Origin of the sequence: Acinetobacter sp. YH16031 (genome assembly GCF_013417335.1) — a bacterium.
Taxonomy (GTDB): domain Bacteria; phylum Pseudomonadota; class Gammaproteobacteria; order Pseudomonadales; family Moraxellaceae; genus Acinetobacter.
In genome coordinates this window covers 15,993-33,487 of sequence record NZ_VPED01000036.1, presented here as the reverse complement: position 1 = coordinate 33,487, position 17,495 = coordinate 15,993, and the positions used below count along the sequence as shown (strand labels likewise).

Genomic DNA, 17,495 nt, shown 5'->3' with positions numbered 1-17,495 from the left:
ACGGATGCATATATTGCAGAAATTACTCAACGCTTGAATCATCGTCCAAGAAAAAGACTCGGCTTTAAAAGTCCGAGTCAGGTATTATGGCAACAACATGGTGTTGCACTTCAAATGCTAATCTAAGCCCATAAAAAAGCGCCCCGAAAGGCGCTCATTTTATTCATCTATTAGCATGGACACTTCTTCATATCTCCACCGGCAGAGGGATAACGCGAATCTACACAGTGACGATAAAATGTTTTAGGGTCCATCGCTTCCAGATCAGGATGGTGCTTTTTCATATGCGCCAAATAGGTCTGATAATCAGGCACACCCACCATCAGGCGGAAACTCTGCTGTAAACGCTGCCACAACGTCGCAATCCGTGACCAGTTTTTCGGGTTCAGGATCAGGTCTTTTTGTGACATCACGGTCATCTTGATGATTTTATAGACAACCGCTTTTCCACCTTTAGCAAACTTCAAGTTCATGCGCTGCTCCTTAATGTCCTTTTGCAGGCTGAATTTCTTCAGGATCGCGATACACTGCTTCTGCTTCATTTACGGTTGGTACAGGACTCGCCAGGGCACGACGGATCACGCCAATTGCAGCAAATAGCATTACAAACGCTACGATCATAAAGAAACCACAAAGTGCTGCGTTGATCTGGTTCGACATTGCGACAGTCTGCATTTCAGCCAAGGTTTTCGCTGGTGCCAGAATTTCATTATTCGCAATTGCTGTATTGAAACGCTCTGCCTGTGCCAGGAAACCGATTTTCGGATTTTCATGGAAAATCTTTTGCCAGCCTGCCGTCATTGAAGTAATAAACAGGAATACGGTTGGAACAATTGTTACCCACACATATTTCTCTTTCTTCATCTTGAACAGGATGACTGTACCCAGAATCAATGCCATGGCAGCCAGAATCTGGTTACCAATACCGAACAGTGGCCATAAGCTGTTAATACCGCCTAATGGATCAACGACGCCTTGATAAACGAAGAAACCCCAGCCAGCAACAGCAACGGCTGTACCCAGCATATTACCGAAGAAGTTATGAGATTGTTTTACCGCAGGAATCACGATACCAACTGTGTCCTGAACCATGAAGCGACAAGCACGAGTACCCGCATCTACTGCGGTCAGAATGAATAAAGCTTCAAACAGAATTGCAAAGTGATACCAGAAGGCCATCATTTCACGGCTGTTAAAGATTTCGGTAATGATATGCGCCATACCAATCGCGAAAGTCGGTGCACCACCCGTACGTGACAGAATCGAATTTTCACCTACTTCCTGTGCCAGCAATGTCAGTGCTTCAGGTGTTACCACAAAACCAAGATTACGTACTGCTTCAGCCGCAGTATCTACGGTTGTACCTAGTAGTGCTGCTGGTGAGTTAATCGCGAAGTACACACCTGGATCAAGAATCGCGGCACAGATCAAAGCCATGATCGCAACAAATGATTCCATCAACATGCCGCCATAACCGATTATCCGGATATCGCGTTCGTTGTTGACCAGTTTCGGTGTTGTCCCTGAAGAAACCAGTGCATGGAAACCGGAAATCGCACCGCAGGCAATGGTAATAAACAGGAATGGGAACATTGAACCAGCGAATACTGGGCCTGTACCATCGACAAATTTGGTAATCGCTGGCATTTTCATTTCCGGCATCGCGAACATAATACCAATCGCCAGACCGGCAATCACACCAATTTTCAGGAAGGTAGATAAATAGTCACGTGGTGCAAGTAATAACCAGACAGGCAATACCGATGCAATGAAACCGTAAATGATCAGTGCCCAAGTCAGTTCAGTCCCAGTTAAAGTGAACAACTGTCCCCAGTATGGATGCTGTGCAACGTTTTCACCATAGATAATGCCAAGCATCATCAATACGAAACCAATGATCGAAACTTCTGCAATTTTACCTGGACGGATAAATCGCATGTAGATACCCATGAAGATGGCGATCGGAATCGTAGCTGCAATACTGAATACGCCCCATGGACTATTGGTCAGTGCTTTGACAACCACTAGCGCCAATACTGCTAGGATGATGATCATCACACCCAGCGCACCAAGCATCACGATAATACCAGCAAAGGTACCCAGTTCCTGTTTTGCCATTTCACCCAGTGAACGGCCGTCACGACGGGTAGAAATAAACAGTACCAGGAAGTCCTGTACCGCACCTGCCAGTACTACACCGACCAGTAGCCAGATGGTGCCCGGCAAATAACCCATCTGCGCTGCAAGGATTGGACCGACTAAAGGCCCCGCACCGGCAATCGCGGCAAAATGGTGACCGAATAATACGCTTTTATTGGTCGGTACATAATCCAGACCATCACCCAGACGATGGGCGGGTGTTAAACGGCGTGCGTTCAGTTCAAAAACTTTATTGGCAATAAATAAACTGTAGAAACGGTAAGCGATGCTGTACACACAGGCTGCGGCCAGTACCAGCCAGACTGCATTCACATGCTCACCACGACTGAGTGCAAGTACCCCGAAGGAGACTGCCCCGACTATGGCTACCAGGAGCCAGATGATTTTCGAAGTCATGGTTGACTTCTGTTGTAAAGTTTCCATTCAATCCCTCATTTTGTGAAGCATATAAATCAGCGTGATTTTTTTATTCGAGGTACTGCTGTTTTCCCTTGCGACTTTACGCTTGTTCCTGTCTAATTCCTCTAAGACTTTGGCATAAAAAAAGGGGATGATTTTAGTCATCCCCTTTGATAATAGTCTATTTTCCGACCATTATGCACGTTCTAAATAGTCACCAGTACGGGTGTCTACGCGAACGCTTTCTTCTTGCTGAACGAATAATGGAACACGTACTACTGCACCTGTTTCAAGTTTCGCTGGTTTACCGCCACCGCCAGAGGTATCGCCACGAACGCCTGGATCAGTTTCAACGATTTTCAATACTACGAAGTTTGGTGGGCTTACTGTTAAAGGTACGCCATTCCATAACATGATAGTACATTTTTCATTTGAATCGTCTTTTAACCATTTTGCAGCGTCGCCCATTGCTGTTTTATCAGCAGCGATCTGTTCAAAAGTTACAGGATCCATGAAGTTCCACATTTCGCCATCGTTGTACAAGTATTCCATTTCTACTTCTACGATGTCTGCAGCTTCTAGAGAATCACCAGATTTAAAAGTTTTTTCCAAAACTTTACCACTGCGAAGGTTACGTAATTTAACGCGGTTGAACGCCTGGCCTTTACCTGGTTTAACGTATTCGTTTTCCATGATTGAACATGGGTTACCATCAAGCATAACCTTCAGGCCAGACTTGAAATCGTTCGTAGAATAATAGGCCATGATTGGCTCACTCCAAACTTACTAACTTTAAGCTATTGATGCTATGGGCTGTTGCAATGTCATTTAGCAAGTCTGACACGAACATGAGTTGCCACATGCACATTCATTTAATGTTGCGTATTCTAAATGAGCAATACACCAAGTCGCAACGAAAAAATCGGTTTTAACTTGCTGACACTGCTTAACTTAGCATCAGCTATTCCAATACTGGTGCACAACCAGTCTTCCAAGCATATAAAAGTCTCTATGCTTTTGCATACCATAGCAAACTGATCGTGTTTAGAGAAATTTTAGCCAGCTTTCACATTCCCATCTGTAGACAAACTGCTAAACTGCGCACTTCTGGCTATCGCCTTCATCTTTTTTTGATCTTCCGGCATGACACAGTATTTATATCAAGAAGCAAATTGGCAATCGCAACTGAGCGACCTGATCACCGATCCACAGGAACTACTGCAAATTTTACAGCTTTCTCCAGATCAGCTGTTATCTGGTGCTCTGCTGGCCTCTCAAGCCTTTAAATTACGTGTGCCACGGGCTTTTGTTTCCAGAATGCAGCCAGCAAATGCATTTGATCCACTTTTATTACAAGTATTGCCACATCATCTGGAACTGGAAGATCATCCGGGATTTGTCACCGATCCCCTAGGTGAAGAACAGGCTAACCAGCAGCCTGGTGTTCTACATAAATATAAGTCACGTTTTCTACTGACCTTGACCGGTGCCTGTGCAGTCCACTGTCGTTACTGTTTCCGACGCCATTTCCCTTATCAGGAAAACCTGCCTAAAAATGAGGACTGGATTAATATCAAACAATATCTGGAAAGCCAGCCAGATATTAATGAAGTAATTCTGAGTGGTGGCGATCCACTGACCTTATCTAACCGAAAATTAAAAATCTGGATTGAACGACTAGAATCGGTACCACATCTCAAATTTTTAAGAATACATTCACGAGTTCCTATTGTGATCCCAAACCGGATCGACGAAGAGCTGCTAAGCATGTTAAAAAACAGTAGGCTACGTATTATTCTAGTGGTACACTCGAACCATGCATCAGAGCTGGATGACCTGACCTGTAAGCAGCTTAATCAGCTGGTTCAGCATCAGATCACGGTTCTCAATCAGGCAGTTTTATTAAAAGGGGTTAATGATTCTGCTCAAGTTTTGATTGATTTAAGCTATCGCTTGTTTGATGCTGGCGTGATGCCCTATTATTTACATGTACTTGATAAAGTAAAAGGTGCGCATCATTTTGATTTACCTGCTGAGCACATCAATGAGATTTATACAGAAGTTTTAGCGAACCTACCGGGGTATCTGGTTCCTAAACTAGTTCGAGAAATAGCGGGCGAGAAGAATAAGACACCGCTTTTTGGGGTTTCAACATTTTTGAGTTAAATAATAAAGATGAGTAAGCACACTGCAGACATTTTTCAGACAACGGCTGAACTCACCATAGAACAGCTAAGTTTTTGTCCCACAAATGCCAAAGCATTGCAGGAATGGGTCGCAGGAATTTCAATCCTGCAATTGGGGAATTCATCCAAGTCTCTGTTCAGTGCTTTACTGGAAATTTCCGAACTGAAATGTGCGGAAACCTTGCGTTTTGACCTGATTCAGGTATTGCACCCTACCCTTGAAAATGTTTTGGCCAGTCTTGAGAAACATTTCGTCAATCAGGGTCTGATCACGACAGATCGCAATGACCAGATTATTGAGCTGGCTATGCTGTTACGCAGCTATTTTGCCAAAATCTATATAGATATTGCCAAACGCTGTAATCATCAGCTGAATCATCAAAAGTTTTCACTATTTTCCCTGGGCAAAAAGAAAAGCCTGCAAAGTGCCCGGATGGTGTCCATCTACTATGGCCTGCAACAGTTAAGCCTGCTGCTCTATCAACAGCATATGCTGTATAGCACACCTGGCGCCGGTCAGTGGTTGGCAGCACATCAGTTGCTTGAATGTGCGATGGAAAATAATTTCTATCAGACCAACATCAATCAGGTTCTTGGCACCCAGCACGAAATCCAGAATATTACCCAAGCCTATGCACGACTGATTTTGCTGGATATTTTCAATACCCATCAGATCCGCCCAGCTGAGATTCAGGGATTATATTTATGCAGTGCGGACTGGGCGAAACTGGTTCAGATTCTGCCAAAAGAAACCACACTGTCACGTTATGTGGTCGATGCCAGCAAAGATCATCCGCCTTTACTGAATTCTCATCAGGGTCAGCATTTCCAGCCGAGCTTCTATATTTCGACACAAAACCTGATGGAACACCTGACCGGTACTCAAAGCAAAAATGCCCAGTATCTGTCACGTAATGAAAAGCTGTTCCTGACACCTGCCCTGCATTTTCATATCTATAACCTGCTTTCGAATAATGTCGAACGCCGTCATGAACGTTATGAATATTCCGCACAGATCAATATCTGCTTTGGCTTAACGGTGGCGCATTTTTATCTGTCTAAGGGTAAAAACTTTAATGAAACGCTGGAACTGGAAGGTAATTATGGTTTCCAGAGCGAAAGCAGTTTTGTCAGCTCAATGCATAATACTGTTCCAAGCGGATTCAGCAGTATCAAGGCGCTCGATCGCGAAGCCAAACAGATTCATACCGCTGAAGTTCTCGATATCAGTGTCAATGGTTACCGGATTAAATGGTCAGGTATCACGCCTGCCAATCTGAAAACTGGTGAATTTATTCTGGTTCAGGAAAAATCTCAAAGCCAGTGGCGTGGCGGAGTCATTCGCTGGATCAAACAGTCAGCAGATAAAAGTCTGGAAATTGGCCTGGAAATTCTGGCACAGGAACTGTTTCCTTGCGCAGTTTATGCCCGTACCGACAAACACAGTATCAATTATCAGCCAGCTATTCTGGTACAGATGACCCAGCTCGATCAGGTCTCAACCAGTATTATTGTCTCTGGCTCACAAATGTTTAGGGAAAAACAGACCATTCATTTACGACTTGGCCAAAAAGAACTCAGAATTTACCTGACCAAGGCGCAGCTCATTACACAAAGTTTTATCCGTTTTGACTATGAATTATTAAATGATCAAGAAGAAGATGTCATCGAAAACTTTATACATAAGCAATTGAATGAAACTAGAAATCACGATTTATGGGAAGCATTGAAGTGAGAAATCCATTATTGTCTAAAAAGTTAAAACGTACTGAAACACGTTTACTGATCATTGATGATAATCAAATTAGATATAACCAAATCCGTGATCTCTTAACCAGCAATGAATATCAGGTCGATGCCGTTCTGCTTGATGATCTGCAATCTTTTGAAAAACAGTTAAACTTTAGCTGGGACCTGATTATTTTTGGTCGTGCGTATGATCTGAAATATGAACAAGCCTTAAGTCTGGTTCAACTTTCTCAGCAACCTGACCTACCTATTCTTTTGTTAAAACCAGAAGATTATCAGGCTGAACAATATGCCCAGTATATCCGTAAAGGCATTTTTGACATTCTGAATCTGGATTATCCAGACCGCTTCTTCCTGAATCTGGTACGTGCCCTTTCCTTTAGCCGTACCATGCAAGCTCAGCGCCATTTAATGGAAGAACTGGAAACTGCACAAAGCCAGGCACAATCACTGGTAGAAGACAGTAACCGTGCGGTCGCAACCATTCAGGAAGGCATCCATATTCAGGCCAATGCCGATTATCTCAAACTGTTTGGGCTCAAAAGTGAGGACGATATTATCGGTCTGCCGCTTTTAGACCTGTTACAGCCGCAAGATTTGAATGATTTTAAATCCCGCTTTAAAAAGATTTCTCAGGGTCAGTTTGATTTAGGCCGTTTTGATATTACTTCGTCGAATCCAAATGTTGCTGCTGCCAATCCATTAAAACTGGAATTTCTGGCCTCTAGTGCTGAAGAAGATGCACTACAAATTACGATTGATACAGCGACTAATCAAGCGAGTACCTCTTCTGAAAAAGTTGCAAACAAGCCAAGTACCTTACAGTCACTTAAGCGTGAACTCAATCGTGAACCGGCGAAAGCCAATGCATTGATCACCTTCTCCTTTGCTGCGTATGAGCCGCAAGTCCTGAATGGTGATTGGGCGACCTATATAGGTTACTTCCATGAAATTGGGAAATTCCTGAAAGAGCAGGTTCGTATTCCGCTCTTCAAACTGGAACATGATGTTCTGGTGGGGATCATTCAGGCAGATGCGCAAGACATTCTGGAATCCAAACTGGTTGGACTAGGTTCATTGACCAAACCACAGCTCATTACAGTGAATCAGCAAACTTATCCGCTCAATCTACGCATCGGTTATACCCTGCTTGACGGTGAGTTGCGTGATGAAAGCCATTGTAATGAATTAGTCGGTCGGGCCTTCTCTACTCCTTTACCACAAGCACAAAAAACGTCTGAATTTGTTCTGGATATTCCTGCAACGACTCAGGAATCGATTTCAATGCCGAGCATTGACTTCACGGTTTCAGAACCCGTTATTCCAGCGTCTGAGTCCATACCGGTCAGTCCGGCAGTCAGCACTGTACCACTCACAACCTCTCCAGTATTAAAAGCACTGCGTGAATGTCTGGAACGTGGTGAAATTCATCTGAAATATCAACAGCTCTATGATAAAGAAGATACCAACCTCTACATGTATGAGGTGACCAGTGGCTTTATCTTTGAAAATAAATGGCAGGATATTTCTTCCTTGATGGAACTCAATGAAGATGATGAATTGTCTATTAAACTGGATCGCTGGATTCTGGTTGAATCGAGCAAGCAATTGCACAACTTCATTACCCAGTATCCGGATGCCTGTTTAATCGTGAACCTGAACCGTGCGGTGCTATTTAAGGACCGTACTTTCCCTGAGTTTATTTCCAAACTAATTACCATTATTCGCAGTAAAGTCGAACATCCTTTAACTTTACAGTTCTCAGAAGAAGATATCCTGATGAATCAGCAGGATGCGCAGAAATATTTACGTACCTTACGTGAACATGGCGCGCGGATTGCGATTCGTAACTTTGGTCACTCTATGTATAGTGAAACCCTGCTACGTGAGTTCGATATCAATGGTCTGAGCCTGGATAGCAAACTGACCAAGATGCTGAACAATGATGCTGAAATTGAACAGCTACAGGAAAAAATCACCACATACAATGAAATCAAACCAGTGAATATCATGATTCGTGAACTGAATGACATGACCTTATTTGCGAATGCCTGGAACGTCGATGCCCGCTTTATTCAAGGTGATTATTTCCAGAAAAAACTGGATCATCTGATTGATGTACAAGACCACTAAGGTCTTGTACTCGCCTTTCAATCTAGAAACGTGAAATGATTTTCTAAATTGCAGGCACAAAAAAACGGGCATAAAGCCCGTTTTTTCATTTTGGGTATTAACGTTTAACAGAACGTGACATACCAGCAAAACGTTGTTTGAACTTGTCGATACGGCCGCCAGTGTCAACGTTCTTTTGCTTACCAGTGTAGAATGGGTGGCAAGCTGAGCATACGTCTAGGTAAAGAGTTTCTTTACCAACAGCTGAACGAGTTTCGATTACGTTACCACATGAACAAGTAGCAACTAGTTTTTCGTATTTTGGGTGAATATCGGCGCGCATCGTCGATTACTCCATTAAGATGAAAGAAGGTTTTGCTGTCATCGCAATTGATCACTCTCAAGTATTGAGGAAGGGCCAGAATCAGGATTCAGGCAGATCAACACCACAACAGACCATTCTTTTGGCCCACCGAGACGGATACCGTCAGAGCTAAGCACAACAAGTTGGGCGGTATTATACGGCAAACAAATCCAATAAGCGAATTATTCTTCTGTGTGTACGGCCTGTTTGGCCCAGAGATTCGCAATCACACCACAGGCCATGAGCTGGATTTGATGGAAAATCATAATCGGTAAAACGATCATGCCAAGTGGCTGACCAATAAACAGAATCTGTGCCATCGGTACACCACTGGCGAGTGTTTTTTTGGAACCACAAAAGAATACCGTTTTCTGGTCGGCACGATTAAAGCCCAGCCAGCGTGGAATAAATAATGATAATAGCATTACGATGGTCAATAAAACCGAACATGCCAGCAGTAACAAGAGCAAAGTACTTAAGCTGACTTCACGCCAAAGTCCAGCCACCACCGCACTGCTAAATGCTCCATAAACCACCATCAGAATTGAGCCTTGATCGAATACCTTAACGATCTTGGGCATTTTCTGCATTTTTGGGAAAATCCAGGGACGCAGCAACTGACCTAAAATAAAAGGCACCAATAACAGCAGCGTAATCTGTAGGATCGAAGCCGTCGGATCAAAGCCATGCTGGGATTGTCCAAGGATAAAGAATGCGACCAGCATCGGAGTAATAAACATCCCGATAATATTGGAAAATGAAGCACTACAGATTGCACCGGCAATATTCCCTTGAGCCACTGAGGTAAAGGCGATCGAAGACTGTACGGTTGATGGCAGGAAGCACATAAACAGGAATCCCCAATATAATTCCTGCCCCAGCATTGGCAATAGGATTGGCTTTGCCAGCAAGCCTAAAATTGGAAAGAGTGCAAAGGTCAAGGCAAAGACCAAAGTGTGTAATTTCCAGTGCATCAAGCCTTCAATTACAGCTTCACGCGAAAGCTTGGCACCATGCAGGAAAAACAGGATGGCAATGGCTGCTGTCGTGATCCAGCTAAAGACTTCAGCGGCCTGCCCTGACACTGGCAATACACTGGCCAGTAACACCATAACAAAGAGCAAGATCGTAAAGCGGTCCAATGCCAGCAGTTTAAGCATCTGATGTCCTTCCCTCAAAATTTTATTATTCGATAAAAAAATACCCGGCTATCTTAACAGATGCCGGGTCCATGTTATGCATTCAGATTGATGGAATATTTTCATCCATACATGAATACATTTCACATATCTCGGTCTATAACACTTAGTTATTACGTGCGTTGTTGTCTTGCTGGATTAGCTCGATTTTATAGCCGTCTGGATCTTCCACAAATGCAATGACAGTGACACCGCCTTTCATTGGGCCAGCTTCACGAACAACATTGCCACCACGTGCCTTGATTTCTTCACAAGCTTTATAAGCATCATCTACCGCAATTGCAATATGACCGTAGCCATTGCCCAGGTCATAGCTTTCTGTATCCCAGTTATGGGTCAGTTCAAGCACAGTGTGATTTTCCTCATCGCCATAACCCACAAAAGCCAAGGTAAAACGACCTTCTTCATAATCACGCTTACGAAGCAAAGTCATACCAAGAACTTCAGTATAGAATTTGAGAGATTGTTCCAGATTGCCTACACGTAACATGGTATGCAGCATGCGCATATTAATCATCCTTATTTACAGATTGTTTTTGGTGTTCACCGAGCAATTTTGCCACCCAAACGACCAGAATCAGGATTGGAATCCCGATTAAAGTGGTCATCAGGAAGAAATTCGGATAACCGATATTGGTCACTATAGTACCCGAATATCCACCTAAAATCTTAGGAGTCAAGGTCATGAGTGAGCTAAAAATAGCATACTGAACAGCGGTAAAGGACACACTGGTCAGACTGGACAGGAAGGCAATAAAAGCAGCGCCTGCGAGACCTGCGGCCAGATTATCGACAATAATTGCAAAATATAGCCACCATGAACTATACGGTTTAATCACCTTACCTTGAATTTCAACATTCTCGCCTGTTCCAATTGTAATCGGCTGAATATCAATATCCATCGGATTGGCCTGAGTCTGCGACAAGTCCACAGCATATGAATGCTGCTGGGTCACTATTGGCTGCTCCTGCTGCATTAAGCTTGCATTGATTCGCTTCACAGGTGCAGTAATCAGTTTCTCGGCAGGAATAGCAGCACTAAAGACACGCTCTTCATCCAGCTTGGCATCGAATTTATCGCCATTCAGCTCTAATACAATTTTTTGCTCTGCAGTTAAATCCGGCCCTAGATACTGACCGCGAACCACGATGCTATTTTCCTGTTCATTGGCACTGATCAGGTTATCTGTGGTAACAGGCAGAAGCTGTAATTGTGCTGCTTTCGAATCATTCTGTTGCAGATAAGGCAGGTTGACTTGTACTGCATCTGCCGGATGATTCAGATAATGTGCACGAACCTGAATCTGTTCGGCCTCTTTAAAAGCAGTATTGGGTACATTCAGTTTCCAGTAACCGACTTCATCTGTATCTGCCCGAAAGGTTTGCTGACCTACCTGAACTTCGACCTGCCCCAGCTTTTCACCAGACTTCACTAAGCCAATAAAAATCAGATTGGTTGAACAGGCCAGAATCGCGCCTACAAACATCAGTTTCATGATGTTCATCTTCTGTGCAAGTAAGCCACCTAAAAAACCGCCAAGCAGGGAGAAAATCACCCCATACACTTTCACGGCTTCAGCAATCTGCTCCTTGCTGAAATTCAGATCCTGATAGAACACATTGGAAATCACACCGGCAATAATATCGGAGACCCGATAGAAACCGATCAGCAATAACAACACCAAAGCCAGCTTTAAGCCATAACGATCAAAGAAATCTGCTACGGGATTCACCCAGGTCTCGAATGCCATCTGTTTATTCACAGCACCCATTTTGACCAGAATCGTACCCACACCGAAAGCGACAGCACCTGAACCGATAAAGCGTAAAGCCTCAAAACAGAACAAGGCAAAAGTATCCTGAATCGCCCATTGTTCAGTGATACTCGATACCAAGTCACCGGAATAGACATAACTCAGAACAAAGCTGATAACTGCCACAAAAAACACGCCGACGAGACGGAAATAATCACTGCGCTGATAATCTTTACGTACCCGATCTACCTGAGGCTCACGGATGACCAGTGTGGTAATAATCCCAACCAGCATAACCGCCGCCATCGCCAGATAAGTCCATTTCCAGGCATCATAGATATAGTTGCCTTTGGCTGTACCTAAATATGCCGCCAGAAACAGAGCTCCAGCGCCAGCCACAATCATCCCGATCCGGTAACCCGCGTTATAAGTCGATGCCAGTACGGTCTGCATCTGGGTTTCGGCCAGCTCAATACGGTAAGCATCAATGACAATATCCTGTGTTGCAGCAGAGAACCCAAGCAGTACTGCACCCAATGCCATCTGCTGTAAATGCGTCTGTCCCAATGCCGGATCTGAAAAAGCCATAATTGAAATCGCAGTTACAATCAGGATCTGGGCAATTAATAGCCAAGCGCGCCGACGACCTAAAGCTTTGGTCAGAAACGGGACAGGTAATTCATCGATCAGTGGCGCCCAGACAAACTTGAATGAATAACCCAGTGCAGCCCAGCTGAAAAAGGTCACCGCACTTTTACTGATTCCGGCTTCACCGAGCCATAAAGACAAACTGGAAAAAATCAAAAGAATCGGGACACCGGCTGAAAATCCGAGAAACAGCATGATCAGGGCACGTCGATCCAGAAATGCTGTAAATGCGGATTTCCAACCCGTCGTTTGTGTTGTCATTGCTTTGTTATTTTCCACGAAAACCAATTGCTGCTATTCAATCCTTTAATAACGTATCTTTCAACAAAATTTATATATTTCTCGCATGCCCGATTTTTTATTTTGTGGCAAAACTGACATGTTGGCTTGAATTTTTCAAGTAAATCTGTATACCTTAAACCTTATCCACGTCATATTTCGTTTTGGACTTTCAACAGTGACTCAGAGACTCGATCAAATTCATTCTTCAATTTCAAGTAATACAACTATATCTCAACAAAACATCAGCTCCGACCTACTTATCTCAGCCTTTGAACAAAGCGAAATTACACCAACCCTTGAAAAGACATGCCTGAAACCGGCACAACTGACGCGTATTGCTGATCTGGATAAAATCCCAGCATCGACCAAGCGAATCAAGCCTTTGAATAATTTTCTGGGTCAGGACCGTGCCCGTGCTTCGGTGGAAGCCGGTATTGCCCTGCCATATTCAGGCTATAACATTTTTGCCGTGGGTACAGCAGGACTCGGCAAACGCACTATGGTAAAGCGTTTGTTGCAGCAACATGCCAAAACCATGCAAACGCCTAATGACTGGGTCTATGTCAATAATTTTCAGAATCCTCGTCAGCCTATCGCACTGGAATTTCCAGCCGGTCAGGGACCCAAGTTTCAGACGATGCTGCATCAAAGCTGGCAATCCATTCTAAAACAGCTGGAGCGCCGTTTTACTGCAGAAAGCTATCACAACCGGATTGAAATGATTCGTCAGGAAACGGGTGATGAACAGCAACTCGCACTGATCGAATTGACCCGTGAAGGTGAAGAACTCGATCTGAAATTGATTTCTCGCAATGATGAACATTGTTTTGTACCGATTCATCTGAAAGATGACAAAGTACAGGAAATGTCTCAGGAAGATCTGAATGCTTTAAGCAATAAAGATCGTGCTGAAATCGCGTCAAACATGCGTTACATGGACAAGAAACTGGAACGCCTAGGTCTTCATTTAGGCGATCTGGAAGATGATGCGCGTGACCGTGTTCAAGTATTGAACCGTGATATCGCCAAACAGGTAGTGATGCCACGCGTTGAGCAGATGCTGACTAAATTCAAGCATGTCGAAGGTCTGGAACAATATCTGAAGCAATATGCTGAAGACATTATTAATAATGTTGAAATTGTACTGGAACAGGAAGAAGACGATTTTACCCCTGCCCAGTTCAGCCGCGTACCAGCGCGCTTCCAGGCCAATGTGATCGTCACCCATAAGCCAAATAGCGGTGCACCCGTTATTTTTGAAGATTTCCCGACGCATTACAATCTATTGGGTCATGTAGAACAGCTGACCCAAAATGGTACGATTACTACAGATTTCACGCTGATCCGTCCCGGCTCCTTGCATAATGCCAATGGCGGTTTCCTGATGCTTGAAGCTGAACAGTTACTGGAACAGCCATATGCATGGCAAGGTCTGAAACGTGCCTTGAAATCTGGGCATCTCAAGCTTTCTTCTCTGGAACATATGCTGACCCTCACCGGCAGCATTTCCATTGAGCCAGCTTCTATTCCGCTGAATATCAAAGTAGTGCTGCTGGCAGAGCCAGAAATTTATTATGAAATTCTGGAACTTGAACCAGAACTAGGCAGTATCTTTAAAATCCGTGCTGATTTTACCGACACCCTGCAACGTAATGATGAAAATGAGCAAGCCTATATGCAACTGATTGCTGACTATGTGCAATCAGATAAATTATTACCATTTGACCGTTCTGCATTATCTGCTCTGCTGACCGACTCAAGCCGTCAGGCTGAAGATCAGAGTTCCCTGTCACTACATGCATTAACGCTGGGCGACCTAATTCGTGAAGCGCATCATCATGCATTCGAAGCGGGTGATAAGATGGTGTCAGAAAAGCATATCAATACCGCACTGGATCATCGTAAATATCGCTTAGGCTATTTACGTGAGCTATTCTGGCAAGATCTGACCCGTGGCACTCAACTGATTGAAACTCGCGGTCATCGTCTAGGCCAAATCAATGCGCTGTCTGTGATTCATTATGCAGATGTTGAATTTGGTCTACCTTCACGCTTAACTGCTTCTGTATATCAAGGTGGCGGTGATATTCTGGATATCGAACGTAGTGTAGAACTTGGCGGTTCTTTGCATGCTAAGGGCGTGCTATTGATGGCCTCCTTTCTAAAAGCCCATTTTGGTCGTGAACAGACCCTGCACTTCTCTGCCGCTTTAGCTTTCGAACAAAGCTATGGTCAGGTGGATGGTGACAGCGCGACAGTTGCTGAACTTTCAGCGCTGATTTCTGCGATTAGTCAGTTACCGATCGACCAGTCCTGGGCGATTACCGGTTCTATGAACCAGCTTGGTCAAGTACAACCGATTGGTGGTGTCAATGCGAAGATTGAAGGTTTCTTCGATGCCTGTAAGTTGCAAGGCCTGACAGGTAAGCAGGGTGTGATTATTCCACGACAAAATATGCAGCATCTGATGTTACGTAAAGATGTCATTGCTGCAGTCGAAGATGGTCAATTCCATATTCATGCCATTGATAATATCGCGCAGGCTTTGGAAATTCTGATGGCACGTCCGGTCGGGACTATGGACAAGAAAGGCCGTTATAGCAAAAACTCGATCTTTGCTGCTGTGATGGAACAACTCGAATACTGGCAAGCCATTGAAGATGGTGCCGAGTTTGAGGAAGAACCTAAGAAAAAGAAAAAAAAGAAGAAAAAGAAAAAAGATAAGGCGCCTATAAAGGAAGTTCTGACCGATCCAGATACCTTAGCTGAGGCCTTGGTTGCTGAATCAAAAGAACTGGAAAAATCTAAGGATCAGGCAGAAGATTAATTCTGCCCCCTCCTCACTATTCACCCATAAAAAAAGCGCTTCTTTCGGAAGCGCTTTTTCACATCTATCAGTTTAATCCAAGGATTAAGCTTCAGGTGCTGGACTGTATTGTTCTACTAAAGGCTGTAATTCACCTTTTTGGAACATTTCTAGCATGATGTCACTACCACCGATCAATTCACCATTGATCCAAAGTTGTGGGAATGTCGGCCAGTTCGCAATTTGTGGCAGAGTTGCACGAATATCCGGGTTTTCCAGAATATTAACATAAGCAAATGGACGACCAATTTGACTGAGTGCTTCTACCGCACGTGCAGAAAAACCACATTGTGGAAATTGTGGTGTGCCTTTCATATAAAGAAGTACTGCGTGCTTGGCAATTTGGTCACGAATTAACGCTTCGGTATCGCGTGCTTGTTCAGTCATTGATAAATCCTCAACTAATCTGTCTCGCATTATACCCAAAACAGAGAAAAACAGTACGTCTAAAGTAATAAATCCATTTTTATTTACAATTACCCTTTAAATCTGACCAAGTTTTTGCTTATATAAGTTTTTCTTTCCACCTAACAGTAAAGAGTTAGTCATGAACAATATTACCCTCGCTCCGGTACAAACTGATCAACCTTCACATTTGATGCCAGTCTTTGGTCGTCAACCGATCAGCTTTGTCCGAGGACGAGGTGCATATCTTTATACCGAAGATAGTACAGAGTATTTAGATGCCTTAACTGGGATCGCCGTTTGCGGTTTGGGTCATGCTCATCCAGTGATTGCTGAAGCAATTGCGGAACAAGCTGCAACCCTGATTCATACCAGCAACCTTTTTGAAGTGCCTTGGCAAACTGCTGCTGCACAGAAACTGGCTGAAGTCGCTGGCATGGAAGAAGTTTTCTTCTCCAACAGTGGTGCAGAATCGAACGAAGGCGCTATTAAAATTGCGCGTAAATTCGGTCATATGCAAGGTATTGCGTCACCAAAAATTATTGTAGCTGACAAATCTTTCCATGGCCGTACGCTGGCAACCCTATCTGCAACGGGTAACAAAAAAGTTCAACAAGGCTTTGGTCCATTGGTTGAAGGTTTTATTCGTGTACCTTTTGGTGATATTGAAGCCATTGAAGAAGCTGCAATTAACCATCCGGATATCGTGGCTATTCTGGTTGAACCGATTCAGGGTGAAGGTGGTGTCAACACTGCACCGCAAGGCTTTAGCTACCTAGAAGAAATCCGTCAGATCTGTAATCAGCACAACTGGTTAATGATGCTGGATGAAGTACAAACAGGTAATGGCCGTACCGGTAAATATTTTGCTTATCAGCACACCAATATTGTGCCGGATGTACTGACCACAGCTAAAGGTCTGGGCAATGGCTTCCCGATTGGTGCCGTGATGACTCAAGGTCGTGGTGTCGGTGTTTTGACTGCGGGTAACCACGGTTCGACTTATAGCGGTACTGCATTGGGTTCACGCGTGGTTTATACCATTATCGATATTATGCAAAAAGAGAATATCGTGACCAATGCTGCTGAAAAAGGTGCATATATTGTTGAGCAGTTACGTAACCAGCTTGCAGATCATCAAGTGACTGTACGTGGTTTCGGTCTGATGATCGGGATTGAGTTGCCTAAAGACTGTGGTGAGCTAGTCGATATTGCACGCGATGAATACAAAACCATTATCAACGTGACTGCAGGTAATGTCGTTCGTCTGTTGCCTACCCTGAACATTACTCAGGAACAGGCTGATCAGCTGATCGAACGTTTAGTGAAAATGATCAAGGCTTATCTTGCTTAAGCCTATCTTGAACAACA

13 protein-coding genes are annotated in these 17,495 nt (G+C 43.9%); 5 read left to right on the top strand and 8 right to left on the bottom strand.

Features of this window, described 5'->3' with window-relative positions; translation table 11 throughout:
* Window positions 1-170: 170 nt before the first annotated feature.
* From FTV31_RS13650 to efp, 3 genes are all read right to left on the bottom strand, one after another.
* Window positions 171-473 (bottom strand): YbdD/YjiX family protein, encoded by a 303-nt coding sequence (locus FTV31_RS13650; RefSeq protein ID WP_180015347.1) that lies wholly within the window; start codon window positions 471-473, stop codon window positions 171-173.
* 10 nt (window positions 474-483) lie between these two features.
* On the bottom strand, window positions 484-2,583 hold the full coding sequence (locus FTV31_RS13645; protein WP_180015345.1) for a carbon starvation CstA family protein: 2,100 nt from the start codon (window positions 2,581-2,583) through the stop codon (window positions 484-486).
* Window positions 2,584-2,754: 171 nt separating this feature from the next.
* The gene (efp, locus tag FTV31_RS13640; protein WP_004782608.1) at window positions 2,755-3,324 is read right to left on the bottom strand and encodes an elongation factor P; all 570 of its coding nucleotides are present in this window, start codon (window positions 3,322-3,324) and stop codon (window positions 2,755-2,757) included.
* Window positions 3,325-3,702: 378 nt separating this feature from the next.
* On the opposite strand from efp, the gene epmB reads away from it, so the two are divergent.
* From epmB to FTV31_RS13625, 3 genes are read left to right on the top strand one after another with little or no spacing between them, the layout of a single operon-like run.
* On the top strand, window positions 3,703-4,725 hold the full coding sequence (epmB, locus tag FTV31_RS13635) for an EF-P beta-lysylation protein EpmB (protein ID WP_180015343.1): 1,023 nt from the start codon (window positions 3,703-3,705) through the stop codon (window positions 4,723-4,725).
* 9 nt (window positions 4,726-4,734) lie between these two features.
* Window positions 4,735-6,480, top strand: coding sequence for a GTPase (locus FTV31_RS13630; protein WP_159123140.1), 1,746 nt, complete (start codon window positions 4,735-4,737; stop codon window positions 6,478-6,480).
* Entirely contained in the window at window positions 6,462-8,627 is a 2,166-nt protein-coding gene (locus FTV31_RS13625; protein ID WP_180015341.1) for an EAL domain-containing protein, read from the top strand. Before FTV31_RS13630 ends, FTV31_RS13625 begins: the two co-directional genes overlap by 19 nt.
* 97 nt (window positions 8,628-8,724) lie before the next feature.
* On the opposite strand, the gene rpmE is transcribed toward FTV31_RS13625, so the two are convergent.
* The 4 genes from rpmE to FTV31_RS13605 form a co-directional block, all read right to left on the bottom strand.
* Complete coding sequence (rpmE, locus tag FTV31_RS13620) at window positions 8,725-8,949, bottom strand: 50S ribosomal protein L31 (protein WP_004782616.1); 225 nt, start codon at window positions 8,947-8,949, stop codon at window positions 8,725-8,727.
* Between the two features lie 203 nt (window positions 8,950-9,152).
* Complete coding sequence (locus FTV31_RS13615) at window positions 9,153-10,130, bottom strand: bile acid:sodium symporter family protein (protein WP_005235005.1); 978 nt, start codon at window positions 10,128-10,130, stop codon at window positions 9,153-9,155.
* Between the two features lie 145 nt (window positions 10,131-10,275).
* On the bottom strand, window positions 10,276-10,677 hold the full coding sequence (gene gloA / locus FTV31_RS13610) for a lactoylglutathione lyase (protein WP_004782618.1): 402 nt from the start codon (window positions 10,675-10,677) through the stop codon (window positions 10,276-10,278).
* Window position 10,678: 1 nt separating this feature from the next.
* Window positions 10,679-12,850 (bottom strand): MFS transporter, encoded by a 2,172-nt coding sequence (locus tag FTV31_RS13605; protein ID WP_373686994.1) that lies wholly within the window; start codon window positions 12,848-12,850, stop codon window positions 10,679-10,681.
* 178 nt (window positions 12,851-13,028) lie between these two features.
* On the opposite strand from FTV31_RS13605, the gene FTV31_RS13600 reads away from it, so the two are divergent.
* Window positions 13,029-15,680, top strand: a complete 2,652-nt coding sequence (locus tag FTV31_RS13600) for an ATP-binding protein (RefSeq protein ID WP_180015337.1) — start codon at window positions 13,029-13,031, stop codon at window positions 15,678-15,680.
* An 84-nt stretch (window positions 15,681-15,764) separates the two neighbouring features.
* On the opposite strand, the gene grxD is transcribed toward FTV31_RS13600, so the two are convergent.
* Entirely contained in the window at window positions 15,765-16,106 is a 342-nt protein-coding gene (gene grxD, locus FTV31_RS13595; protein WP_034702064.1) for a Grx4 family monothiol glutaredoxin, read from the bottom strand.
* Window positions 16,107-16,266: 160 nt separating this feature from the next.
* Here grxD and FTV31_RS13590 point away from each other — a divergent pair, with 160 nt between their 5' ends.
* Window positions 16,267-17,478, top strand: a complete 1,212-nt coding sequence (locus tag FTV31_RS13590) for an aspartate aminotransferase family protein (protein WP_180015335.1) — start codon at window positions 16,267-16,269, stop codon at window positions 17,476-17,478.
* The last annotated feature ends 17 nt before the right edge of the window (window positions 17,479-17,495 follow it).

Excerpts from the sequence above, each read along its gene's own strand:
- FTV31_RS13650 (WP_180015347.1), bottom strand. The coding sequence starts at position 473 with ATGAACTTGAAGTTTGCTAAAGGTGGAAAAGCGGTTGTCTATAAAATC.
- FTV31_RS13645 (WP_180015345.1), bottom strand. The coding sequence starts at position 2,583 with ATGGAAACTTTACAACAGAAGTCAACCATGACTTCGAAAATCATCTGG.
- efp (WP_004782608.1), bottom strand. The coding sequence starts at position 3,324 with ATGGCCTATTATTCTACGAACGATTTCAAGTCTGGCCTGAAGGTTATG.
- epmB (WP_180015343.1), top strand. The coding sequence starts at position 3,703 with ATGACACAGTATTTATATCAAGAAGCAAATTGGCAATCGCAACTGAGC.
- FTV31_RS13630 (WP_159123140.1), top strand. The coding sequence starts at position 4,735 with ATGAGTAAGCACACTGCAGACATTTTTCAGACAACGGCTGAACTCACC.
- FTV31_RS13625 (WP_180015341.1), top strand. The coding sequence starts at position 6,462 with ATGGGAAGCATTGAAGTGAGAAATCCATTATTGTCTAAAAAGTTAAAA.
- rpmE (WP_004782616.1), bottom strand. The coding sequence starts at position 8,949 with ATGCGCGCCGATATTCACCCAAAATACGAAAAACTAGTTGCTACTTGT.
- FTV31_RS13615 (WP_005235005.1), bottom strand. The coding sequence starts at position 10,130 with ATGCTTAAACTGCTGGCATTGGACCGCTTTACGATCTTGCTCTTTGTT.
- gloA (WP_004782618.1), bottom strand. The coding sequence starts at position 10,677 with ATGCGCATGCTGCATACCATGTTACGTGTAGGCAATCTGGAACAATCT.
- grxD (WP_034702064.1), bottom strand. The coding sequence starts at position 16,106 with ATGACTGAACAAGCACGCGATACCGAAGCGTTAATTCGTGACCAAATT.
- FTV31_RS13590 (WP_180015335.1), top strand. The coding sequence starts at position 16,267 with ATGAACAATATTACCCTCGCTCCGGTACAAACTGATCAACCTTCACAT.